The sequence below is a fragment of the Pseudomonas sp. CH61 genome (assembly GCF_059429415.1).
In genome coordinates this window covers 4,073,448-4,085,710 of record NZ_CM182098.1, presented here as the reverse complement: position 1 = coordinate 4,085,710, position 12,263 = coordinate 4,073,448, and the positions used below count along the sequence as shown (strand labels likewise).

Annotated in this window: 6 protein-coding genes; 5 read left to right on the top strand and 1 reads right to left on the bottom strand. The window is 58.7% G+C overall.

What is annotated here, in order from left to right:
• The first annotated feature begins 178 nt into the window (after nt 1-178).
• From flgB to AC5SEM_RS18270, 5 genes are all read left to right on the top strand, one after another.
• Complete coding sequence (gene flgB / locus AC5SEM_RS18290) at nt 179-586, top strand: flagellar basal body rod protein FlgB (RefSeq protein ID WP_007917581.1); 408 nt, start codon at nt 179-181, stop codon at nt 584-586.
• 3 nt (nt 587-589) lie between these two features.
• Nucleotides 590-1,033 (top strand): flagellar basal body rod protein FlgC, encoded by a 444-nt coding sequence (gene flgC / locus AC5SEM_RS18285; RefSeq protein ID WP_003227217.1) that lies wholly within the window; start codon nt 590-592, stop codon nt 1,031-1,033.
• A 15-nt stretch (nt 1,034-1,048) separates the two neighbouring features.
• Nucleotides 1,049-1,774, top strand: a complete 726-nt coding sequence (gene flgD, locus AC5SEM_RS18280) for a flagellar hook assembly protein FlgD (protein WP_077574149.1) — start codon at nt 1,049-1,051, stop codon at nt 1,772-1,774.
• 31 nt (nt 1,775-1,805) lie between these two features.
• On the top strand, nt 1,806-3,146 hold the full coding sequence (gene flgE, locus AC5SEM_RS18275) for a flagellar hook protein FlgE (RefSeq protein ID WP_077574148.1): 1,341 nt from the start codon (nt 1,806-1,808) through the stop codon (nt 3,144-3,146).
• Between the two features lie 290 nt (nt 3,147-3,436).
• Nucleotides 3,437-8,932: a beta strand repeat-containing protein gene (locus tag AC5SEM_RS18270; protein ID WP_495470974.1), complete on the top strand. Its 5,496-nt coding sequence runs from the start codon at nt 3,437-3,439 to the stop codon at nt 8,930-8,932.
• Nucleotides 8,933-9,101: 169 nt separating this feature from the next.
• Here AC5SEM_RS18270 and AC5SEM_RS18265 read toward each other — a convergent pair whose 3' ends face one another.
• Entirely contained in the window at nt 9,102-11,996 is a 2,895-nt protein-coding gene (locus AC5SEM_RS18265) for a ribonucleoside-diphosphate reductase subunit alpha (protein WP_495470973.1), read from the bottom strand.
• Nucleotides 11,997-12,263 lie beyond the last annotated feature (267 nt).

Here is a 12,263-nt window from a genome sequence, read left to right as displayed (position 1 = left end):
GTATGAGATGGACGGCAAGCGGCAGAAAAGCGGCATCCGGCGGAAACCGGTTGCCGCTTTTCTGGCATTGCCGCTTTGCCGACTCCCGGCAAAGCCCCGGTTTATAGGGGGATTATGGTTTGGCACGGCGCTTGCTAAAGCTCAGTTACGAAAAACCGGTCACCTGAAGGTTCCCGACATGAGCATCAGCTTCGATAAAGCGCTCGGCATTCACGAAAAGGCATTGGGCTTCCGCGCCCAGCGTGCCGAAGTGCTGGCCAACAACATCGCCAACGCCGACACCCCGAACTACAAGGCGCGGGATCTGGACTTCTCCAAAGTGCTTGAAGCACAGACCCAGAAAAACGCCAACGGCACCATCGCCCTGAACATGACCAACAGCCGTCACATCGAAGCTGAAGGCCTGGGCAACGGCGACGAATCGCTGATGTATCGCACGCCGATGCAACCTTCGATCGACCAGAACACCGTGGACGCCCAACTGGAACAGTCGAACTACGCGGAAAACGCCGTCGGCTTCCAGGCCAGCTTCACCCTGCTCAACAGCAAATTCAAAGGGCTGGTATCAGCCCTGCGCGGAGAGTAATTCATGTCCCTGTCCAGCGTTTTCAACATTGCCGGCAGCGGCATGAGCGCACAGACCACGCGTCTGAACACCGTGGCCTCGAACATCGCCAACGCCGAGACCGTCTCGTCGAGCATCGACCAGACCTATCGCGCCCGTCACCCGGTATTCGCCACCATGTTCCAGGGCGGCCAGAACAGCGGCAGCAATTCGCTGTTCCAGAGCCAGGACGCGGCCGGTCAGGGCGTACAGGTGCTCGGTGTGGTCGAAGACCAGAGCAACCTCGAAGCGCGCTACGAGCCGAATCATCCGGCGGCTGACGCCAAAGGCTACGTCTACTACCCGAACGTCAACGTGGTGGAAGAAATGGCTGACATGATTTCCGCGAGTCGTTCGTTCCAGACCAACGCCGAAATGATGAACACCGCCAAAACCATGATGCAGAAGGTACTGACCCTCGGTCAGTAATAAGGGGCGACTGCCATGAGTGTTACCGATACCACCGCTACGCCGAGCCTGAAGGACATCCTCGCCAACTCGGCGAAGACCAGCAGCACCACGACGGGCGGCATCGCCTCGGCGACCAACAGTGCCACCGGCGGTCAAGCGTTGGGCAAGGATGCGTTCCTGCAATTGCTGGTCACCCAGCTGAAAAACCAGAACCCGCTCGACCCGCAGGACAACAGCGCATTCGTTGCGCAGTTGGCGCAGTTCAGCAGCCTCGAAGGCATCACCACGCTGAACTCCACCGTGAGTGGCCTGGCCGGCAACTACAACTCGTCGCAGGCGCTGCAAGCTTCGTCGCTGGTCGGTCGCAATGTGATCGTGCAGACCAACACCGCGCAGCTCGACGATCCGAGCAAAGGCCTGACCGGTTCGGTGAACCTGTCGACGTCCATTGCTGAGGGTACCGTGACCATCACCGACAGCAGCGGCAAGACGGTTCGCACCATCGATCTGGGCAGTCGCGCCGCTGGTAGTGCCAGCTTCACCTGGGACGGCAAGGACACGTCCGGCACCCTCGTGCCGACCGGTACCTACACCTTCAAGGCGAGCGCACCGATCAACGGCACCGCGACCGATCTGGCCACTTACCTGCCGGCAACGGTCAACAGCGTGACGATCAGCCAGACCGGTGGCGAGCTGATGCTCAACCTGGCTGGCAAGGGCTCCGTTGCCCTGTCCAAAGTACAAACCATTGGTATATAGAGCCGACTAACCGGCAACAAAGGAGTGGAATATGTCTTTCAATATCGGCCTTAGCGGTCTCTATGCAGCCAACAAACAACTGGACGTGACCGGTAACAACATCGCCAACGTCGCGACCGCCGGTTTCAAGTCGTCCCGTGCAGAATTCGAAGACGTTTACTCGGCGACCCGTCTGGGCACCGGCAGCAAAGTCATCGGCAACGGTGTTCGCCTGGCCAACGTTTCCCAGCAGTTCACTCAGGGTGACATCAACAACACCGGTAACGTGCTGGACATGGGTATCAACGGTTCCGGCTTCTTCACCATGAGCAACAACGGCTCGATTTCCTACACCCGTGCCGGTACTTTCAAAGTCGACGACGCCGGTTTCATCACCAACACCGACTACACCTCGCGTCTGCAAGGTTACGCCGTGGATTCCAGCGGCAAGATCATCAAGGGTGTGTTGACCGACCTGAAGATCGACACCTCGAACCTGGCGCCGAAGTCCACTTCGGCCGTGGCTTCGAGCATCAACCTGAACTCGTCGGCACCGGTGATCGTTGATACCGGCACCAACGCTGTCAAGTTCGACCCGTCCAAGGTCGAGACTTACACCGAGTCGTTCAGCACCCCGATCTATGACACGCAGGGCAACAAGCACAACATGGATCAGTACGTCGTGAAGACGGGCGAAAACACCTGGAAGGTGTACACGCTGGTCGATGGGCGCAACCCGGATGCCACCGGCAGTGATCCAAGCAAAGCTGCCACTCCGCCGATTGCATCGACTTTGACGTTCGACTCTGCCGGCAAACTCGTCCAGGTCAGCACGCCTGCCGCGGTTGCAGGTGATCCTCCGGTGATCAGCAGCGATCTGACCCTGATGAACTGGAAGCCAGGCACAGTGACCAACGGTGTCTTTACACCTAACGGCGCAGCTGCCAACCCGGATGGTGTAACCATTTCGATGGCCAAGACCACTCAGTACAACGCTGACACCTCGCGTACCATCCCGACTCAGGATGGTTACGCCACTGGCCAGATAACCAACCTGACCATCGACGGCACCGGTACGCTGTTCGCCAACTTCAGCAACAACCAGAACAAGGCGATCGGTCAGGTTGCCCTGGCCAGCTTCACTAACGAGCAAGGTCTGCAAGCGGTAGGTGGCACCAGCTGGAAGGAGACTTTCGCTTCAGGTATCCCGGGTTATGACGCTCCGGAAACCGGCACCTTGGGTTCGATTCAGTCCAACTCGCTGGAAGAGTCAAACGTTAACCTGACCAATGAGCTAGTGGACCTGATCAAGGGCCAGAGCAACTATCAGGCGAACGCGAAGACCATTTCGACCCAGAGCACCATCATGCAGACCATCATTCAGATGACCTGATGTGATCGAATCGCTGCACTGAAAACCGACGCCTTGGGCGTCGGTTTTTTTTTGCCTGCTGTCAGGCTTTTCTTAGAGACCTACCGTTCGTCGGCAGCTGTGGTGCAGTAATTGCAGATGCCCCGAGCAAAGGAGGGGGCGCGTCAAACTTCCGCAGGTCATGGAGACCTCTGGTTGCAGGGCGGTTAAACGTCTCATCAATGACCAAGCGCAAAAGTACTCGGCCTTGTCGAGGCGATTCTGAAGCATTGCGTTGACTATCGATTCATCAAAAAGGCAAGGAAGAAACAATGGCAGTTATAAACGGAACGTCGGGTACGGACACACTGGTAGGCACGTCAAGTGCGGATGAGTTGTATGGGTTTGCAGGAAATGACTCGCTGAGTGGTGGCGAGGGCAATGACCTGCTGGATGGCGGGGCAGGTGCTGATGTCTTGAATGGCGGGAACGGTATCGATACCGCGTCTTATGCCAACTCGACAGCCGGGGTAACCGTTAACCTGGTTTCAGGCACGGGTATTGGCGGGGATGCGCAGGGTGACACCTTGACCTCCATTGAGACGGTCGTCGGGTCTGCGTTCAACGACAACCTGACCGCAAGTCTGGCGGGCAACAGTTTGATCGGCGGCGCGGGCAACGACGTGTATTTCGTCAACGGCTCGGCAGTCAACGTGATCGAAACCGCCGGCGGTGGCGATGACGAAGTACGCACTGTGGTCACCAACCTGCGTCTGGCCGACAACGTCGAGCGCCTGACTTACGTTGGCAACAGCAGTTTTGTCGGGTTCGGCAACGGTCTGGACAACGTCATCACTGGCGGCGCCAACAATGACACCCTGTCGGGCGGCGCCGGCGCTGACCAGTTCATCGGCGGTGCTGGCACTGATACCGTGAGCTACATCGACAGTCCCGGCTCGATCACGATCAACACCAAAACTGGCGTCCACACCGGCATTGCCGAGGGTGATACGTATGTTGGCATTGAGGTGATTCAAGGTTCGAACTCCGACGACATTTTCATCAGTGGCGCAGCCGCCGATACGTTCGATGGTTCGATGGGCAATAACGACGCCGTTGATTACTCGGGTTCGGCAAGCGGTGTGACGGCGAGCCTGCTCAGTGGTGCGGTCGGTGTCGGCGGTGACGCGCAGGGCGACCGACTGTGGAACATCGAAACCGTGATCGGCTCGTCCTTCGATGACTCGCTGACTGCGAGCCTTGCAGGCAACAAACTGATCGGCGGCGCGGGCAACGACGTGTATTTCGTTAACGGCTCGGCAGTGAACGTGATCGAAACCGCCGGCGGTGGCGATGACGAAGTACGCACCGTGGTCACCAACCTGCGTCTGGCCGACAACGTTGAGCGCCTGACTTACGTCGGCAACAGCAGCTTTGTCGGGTTCGGCAACGGTCTGGACAACGTCATCACTGGCGGCGCCAACAACGACACCCTGTCGGGTGGTGCAGGCGCTGACCAGTTCATCGGCGGTGCGGGCACCGATACCGTGAGCTACATCGACAGTCCCGGCTCGATCACCATCAACACCAAAACCGGCGTACATACCGGGATTGCCGAGGGTGATACGTTCGTTGGCATTGAGGTGATTCAAGGCTCGAACTCCGACGACATTTTCATCAGTGGCGCAGCCGCCGATACGTTCGATGGCTCGATGGGCAATAACGACACCGTTGATTACTCGGGTTCGGCAAGCGGTGTGACGGCGAGCCTGCTCAGTGGCGCGGTCGGTGTCGGCGGTGATGCGCAGGGCGACCGACTGTGGAACATCGAAACCGTGATCGGCTCGTCCTTCGATGACTCGCTGACCGCGAGCCTTGCAGGCAACAAACTGATCGGCGGCGCGGGCAACGACGTGTATTTCGTCAACGGCTCGGCAGTGAACGTGATCGAAACCGCCGGCGGTGGCGATGACGAAGTACGCACCGTGGTCACCAACCTGCGTCTGGCCGATAACGTCGAGCGTCTGACTTACGTTGGCAACAGCAGCTTTGTCGGGTTCGGCAACGGTCTGGACAACGTCATTACTGGCGGCGCCAACAACGACACCCTGTCGGGTGGTGCAGGCGCTGACCAGTTCATCGGCGGTGCGGGCACCGATACCGTGAGCTACATCGACAGCCCTGGCTCGATCACCATCAACACCAAAACCGGCGTCCACACCGGGATTGCCGAGGGTGATACGTTCGTTGGCATTGAGGTGATTCAAGGCTCGAACTCCGACGACATTTTCATCAGTGGCGCAGCCGCCGATACGTTCGATGGCTCGATGGGCAATAATGACACCGTTGATTACTCGGGTTCGGCGAGCGGTGTGACGGCGAGCCTGCTCAGTGGCGCGGTCGGTGTCGGCGGTGACGCGCAGGGCGACCGACTGTGGAACATCGAAACCGTGATCGGCTCGTCATTTGACGACTCGCTGACCGCGAGCCTTGCAGGCAACAAACTGATCGGCGGCGCGGGCAACGACGTGTATTTCGTCAACGGCTCGGCAGTGAACGTGATCGAAACCGCCGGCGGCGGCGATGACGAAGTACGCACCGTGGTTACCAACCTGCGTCTGGCCGACAACGTTGAGCGCCTGACTTACGTCGGCAACAGCAGCTTTGTCGGGTTCGGCAACGGTCTGGACAACGTCATCACTGGCGGCGCCAACAATGACACCTTGTCGGGTGGTGCAGGCGCTGACCAGTTCATCGGCGGTGCGGGCACCGATACCGTGAGCTACATCGACAGCCCTGGCTCGATCACCATCAACACCAAAACCGGCGTCCACACCGGCATTGCCGAGGGTGATACGTTCGTTGGCATTGAGGTGATTCAAGGCTCGAACTCCGACGACATTTTCATCAGTGGCGCAGCCGCCGATACGTTCGATGGTTCGATGGGCAACAACGACACCGTTGATTACTCGGGTTCGGCAAGCGGTGTGACGGCGAGCCTGCTCAGTGGTGCGGTCGGTGTCGGCGGTGATGCGCAGGGCGACCGACTGTGGAACATCGAAACCGTGATCGGCTCGTCCTTCGATGACTCGCTGACTGCGAGCCTTGCAGGCAACAAACTGATCGGCGGCGCGGGCAATGACGTGTATTTCGTCAACGGCTCGGCAGTCAACGTGATCGAAACCGCCGGCGGCGGCGATGACGAAGTACGCACCGTGGTTACCAACCTGCGTCTGGCCGACAACGTTGAGCGCCTGACTTACGTCGGCAACAGCAGCTTTGTCGGGTTCGGCAACGGTCTGGACAACGTCATCACTGGCGGCGCCAACAATGACACCCTGTCGGGTGGTGCAGGCGCTGACCAGTTCATCGGCGGTGCAGGCACTGATACCGTGAGCTACATCGACAGTCCCGGCTCGATCACCATCAACACCAAAACCGGCGTCCACACCGGCATTGCCGAGGGTGATACGTTCGTTGGCATTGAGGTGATTCAAGGCTCGAACTCCGACGACATTTTCATCAGTGGCGCAGCCGCCGATACGTTCGATGGCTCGATGGGCAACAACGACACCGTTGATTACTCGGGTTCGGCAAGCGGTGTGACTGCGAGCCTGCTCAGTGGCGCGGTCGGTGTCGGCGGTGACGCGCAGGGCGACCGACTGTGGAACATCGAAACCGTGATCGGCTCGTCATTTGACGACTCGCTGACTGCGAGCCTTGCAGGCAACAAACTGATCGGCGGCGCGGGCAATGACGTGTATTTCGTCAACGGCTCGGCAGTCAACGTGATCGAAACCGCCGGCGGTGGCGATGACGAAGTACGCACCGTGGTCACCAACCTGCGTCTGGCCGATAACGTCGAGCGTCTGACTTACGTTGGCAACAGCAGCTTTGTCGGGTTCGGCAACGGTCTGGACAACGTCATCACTGGCGGCGCCAACAATGACACCCTGTCGGGCGGCGCAGGCGCTGACCAGTTCATCGGCGGTGCTGGCACCGATACCGTGAGCTACATCGACAGTCCCGGCTCGATCACCATCAACACCAAAACCGGCGTCCACACCGGCATTGCCGAGGGTGATACGTATGTTGGCATTGAGGTGATTCAAGGCTCGAACTCCGACGACATTTTCATCAGTGGCGCAGCCGCCGATACGTTCGATGGTTCGATGGGCAACAACGACACCGTTGATTACTCGGGTTCGGCAAGCGGTGTGACGGCGAGCCTGCTCAGTGGCGCGGTCGGTGTCGGCGGTGACGCGCAGGGCGACCGACTGTGGAACATCGAAACCGTGATCGGCTCGTCATTTGACGACTCGCTGACCGCGAGCCTTGCAGGCAACAAACTGATCGGCGGCGCGGGCAACGACGTGTATTTCGTCAATGGCTCGGCAGTCAACGTGATCGAAACCGCCGGCGGTGGCGATGACGAAGTGCGCACTGTGGTCACCAACCTGCGTCTGGCCGACAACGTCGAGCGCCTGACTTACGTGGGCAACAGCAGCTTTGTCGGGTTCGGCAACAGTCTGGACAACGTCATTACTGGCGGCGCCAACAACGACACCTTGTCGGGTGGTGCAGGCGCTGACCAGTTCATTGGTGGCAATGGTTTTGACGTCGCCAGCTATATCGACAGCCCGACCGGTGTGACGATCAACACCAAGACCGGCGTGAACTCCGGCATCGCCTTGGGTGATACGTATGTCGGTATCGAGCAAATTCGTGGATCAAATAGCGGCGATATCTTCGTCGGTGGGCTGGGTGCGGATAATTTCGACGGGAGCGGCGGCACCGACATCCTCAGCTTTGCGAGTGAGACTTCCGGCGTCACGCTGGATTTGAGTCCAACAGTGCTTACCGGTATTGCTGCGGGCGACGCCTACACCTCGATCGAGGCGTTCCAGGGCACAAGTTATGCCGACACTTTTACCGGCAGTGCCAGAGCCGCCGAGAGTTTCATTGGCGGCGGCGGTGCGGATACCTTGACCGGTGTGGGTCGAGGTGATGGCGCCTGGTACGTCAACAGTTCCGATGCAGTGCAGATCAATCTTCTGACAGGTTCCATCTCCGGCGGCGATGCCCAAGGTGATGTGCTCATCAATATCGATAATCTGATCGGTTCGGCGTTCAATGACACCTTGACCGGTAACACCTACGCCAACGTGTTGGAGGGGGGAGACGGTAACGACGTCTTGTATGGCGGTGATGGCAACGACACTCTGTACGGACATAGCTTCACGGATATCAGCGCTCTGGCCGTAGCTGTCTCGACGCAAAACCAGTCCGACACCATTTATGGCGGTAATGGCGATGATTACATCATGGGTTACGCGCGCGATGTGGGGTCGGTCTTTTATGGTGAAGCCGGTAATGACAACATCACGGTCTTTTCAGGCATTGCCAACGGAGGCGACGGTAACGATACGTTGACGGGCTCGGGTCATGGCTACGAACTGCATGGCGGGGCGGGCGCGGACAAGCTGTACCTGAATGCTTCGGGTGACGCGTATGGTGGCGAGGGCAGCGATGCATATTTCGTCTCTTCCAAAACCATGGTTGCGATTTCCGATGACGGCACCGCGGGCATCGATATCGTCACCCTGAAAAACATCCAGAGCTTCAATGATGTCCGCATCATGACCAACGACCAAGGCGTCTACATCTTCAATGCTGCGGACGTGCAGAGCGGCAACCTGGACTCCGGTCTTTTCCTGAAGGACTGGAACAAGGGGGCCAACACCATTGAAACCTTCTACACCAACAACGGCGATTCTTTCACCATCCCGGTGGTAGGGCAGGCAATGGCCGAGTCCTTGATGAGCTGACGGAGGCTGCAACATAAAAACGGCGAGGCCCGCAATCAGGGCTTCGCCGTTTTTTATGCCTGTGGTTTTTTCCAGACAAAAGAAAACCCCCGACACACCAGAAGTCTGTCGGGGGTTTTCTTTTGCCTGAAGAGTATCAGGCGTCTCGCAACGCCTGATTCAGCTCAGCTTATTGGCAAGCTTCGCAATCCGGCTCGTCGATCGCGCAAGCCTTTGGCACTGGAGCAGGACCGGCAGGAGCAGCCAGAACCGAATCGTCGCCGTGGTTGCCGCCGCTGGAAACAGCGTTCAGTTTGCTGGTGCTGATGGTCGACTTCTCGGTGCTGGTCGCGGCCAGGGCACGGAGGTAGTAAGTGGTTTTCAGACCACGGTACCAGGCCATGCGGTAGGTCACGTCGAGCTTCTTGCCCGATGCGCCGGCGATGTACAGGTTCAGCGACTGGGCCTGGTCGATCCACTTCTGACGACGGCTGGCCGCGTCAACGATCCACTTGGTGTCCACTTCGAACGCGGTCGCGTAGAGCTCTTTGAGTTCTTGCGGGATGCGCTCGATCTGCTGAACCGAACCGTCGTAGTACTTCAGGTCGTTGATCATGACCGAGTCCCACAGACCGCGAGCCTTGAGGTCGCGAACCAGGTACGGGTTGATCACGGTGAATTCGCCCGACAGGTTCGATTTCACATAGAGGTTCTGGTAGGTCGGTTCGATCGACTGCGATACGCCAGTGATGTTGGCGATAGTCGCGGTCGGTGCGATGGCCATGATGTTCGAGTTACGAATGCCTTTCTGTACACGGGCGCGAACCGGTGCCCAGTCGAGGGTTTCGTTCAGGTCGACATCGATGTACTTCTGGCCGCGTTGCTCGATCAGGATCTGTTGCGAATCCAGCGGCAGGATGCCTTTGGACCACAGCGAACCCTGGAACGTCTCGTACGCGCCACGCTCATCAGCCAGGTCGCAGGAAGCCTGGATCGCGTAGTAGCTGACCGCTTCCATCGACTTGTCGGCGAACTCGACGGCAGCGTCGGAACCGTAAGGAATGTGCTGCAGGTACAAAGCGTCCTGGAAGCCCATGATGCCCAGACCGACCGGACGGTGCTTGAAGTTGGAGTTCTTCGCTTGTGGCACCGAGTAGTAGTTGATGTCGATCACGTTATCGAGCATGCGAACAGCGGTGTTCACGGTGCGTTCCAGCTTGGCGGTGTCCAGCTTGCCGTTGACGATGTGGTTCGGCAGGTTGATCGAGCCCAGGTTGCAAACGGCGATCTCGTCCTTGTTGGTGTTCAAGGTGATCTCGGTGCACAGGTTCGAGCTGTGAACCACGCCGACGTGCTGCTGCGGGCTGCGCAGGTTGCACGGGTCTTTGAAGGTCAGCCATGGGTGGCCGGTTTCAAACAGCATGGAGAGCATTTTGCGCCACAGGTCTTTGGCCTGGATGGTCTTGAACAGTTTGACCTTGCCTGGGTATTCGGTCAGCGCTTCGTAGTACTCGTAGCGCTCTTCGAAGGCTTTACCGGTCAGGTCGTGCAGGTCCGGCACTTCGGATGGCGAGAACAGGGTCCACTTGCCGTCATCGAAGACACGCTTCATGAACAGGTCAGGGATCCAGTTGGCGGTGTTCATGTCGTGGGTACGACGACGATCATCACCGGTGTTCTTGCGGAGTTCGATGAACTCTTCGATGTCCATGTGCCAGGTTTCCAGGTAGGCACACACAGCGCCTTTGCGCTTGCCACCCTGGTTAACGGCTACCGCGGTGTCGTTCACTACCTTGAGGAACGGAACCACGCCTTGCGACTTGCCGTTGGTGCCCTTGATGTACGAACCCAGTGCACGCACCGGCGTCCAGTCGTTGCCCAGGCCGCCAGCAAATTTCGACAACATGGCGTTATCGTGGATCGCGTGATAGATGCCCGACAGGTCATCCGGCACGGTGGTCAGGTAGCAGCTCGACAGCTGTGGACGCAGGGTACCGGCGTTGAACAGTGTCGGGGTCGACGACATGTAGTCGAAGGACGACAGCAGGTTGTAGAACTCGATCGCACGGTCTTCTTTCTTCTTCTCTTCAATCGCCAGGCCCATGGCCACGCGCATGAAGAAGATCTGCGGCAGTTCGAAACGAATACCATCCTTGTGGATGAAGTAACGGTCGTACAGGGTTTGCAGGCCCAGGTAGGTGAATTGCTGATCACGCTCGTGGTTGATCGCCTTGCCCAGTTTTTCCAGGTCGAAGGAAGCCAGCACAGGGTTCAGCAGTTCGAACTCGATACCTTTGGCGATGTAGGCCGGCAGTGCCTTGGCGTACAGGTCAACCATTTCGTGGTGAGTGGCGCTTTCGGCCACACCGAGGAAACCCAGACCTTCGGCACGCAGGGTGTCCATCAGCAGGCGGGCGGTCACGAACGAGTAGTTCGGCTCACGCTCAACCAGGGTACGAGCGGTCATCACCAGGGCGGTGTTGACGTCGGTCAGGGCCACGCCGTCGTAGAGGTTTTTCAGGGTTTCGCGCTGGATCAGGTCGCCGTCGACTTCTTCCAGACCTTCGCAGGCTTCGGTGACGATGGTGTTCAGACGACCCATGTCCAGCGGCGCCAGGCTGCCGTCAGCACGGGTGATGCGGATCGACGGGTGAGCGTTGACCGCTTCTTCGGCCGGCGCGTGGGCAGCGCGTTCTTTCGAACGACCGTCACGGTAGATCACGTAGTCGCGCGCAACTTTCTGCTCGCCGGCACGCATCAGGGCCAGTTCGACCTGGTCCTGGATTTCTTCGATGTGGATGGTGCCACCCGACGGCATACGACGCTTGAAGGTGGCGGTGACCTGTTCGGTCAGGCGCGCAACAGTGTCGTGGATTCGCGACGAAGCGGCAGCGGTGCCGCCTTCAACTGCGAGGAACGCTTTGGTGATAGCGACGGTGATCTTGTCATCGGTGTAAGGAACGACAGTGCCATTGCGCTTGATCACGCGCAGTTGGCCAGGCGCGGTGGCTGCCAGATCCGAATTCGAATCAGCGGCCTGCGGCAAGGTGCCCTGCGGGTTCTCGCGAGTTGTGTCGGTTTGCATGGGGGGTGGTCTCCACATTCTCTATGTTTGTTTGGGCACCATCATGGTGCCCACCGTTCTGTCCAGAAGCACTACAGCCGACGGGCGTCGGGTATAACAACTTCGGGACAGTAGGAAAAAAGGCTGATGAAGCCGCATCCTTGCCGAAGTTTTTGGCTACGAGCCAGGGCTCGAACCGGATTCCTTCCCAGGTGACAGTAATGACTGCAACACCCGTACCGTTCTCGCCGCTGCGAGGTAAAAAACGGTGCCATCCGCAAGTGCGGT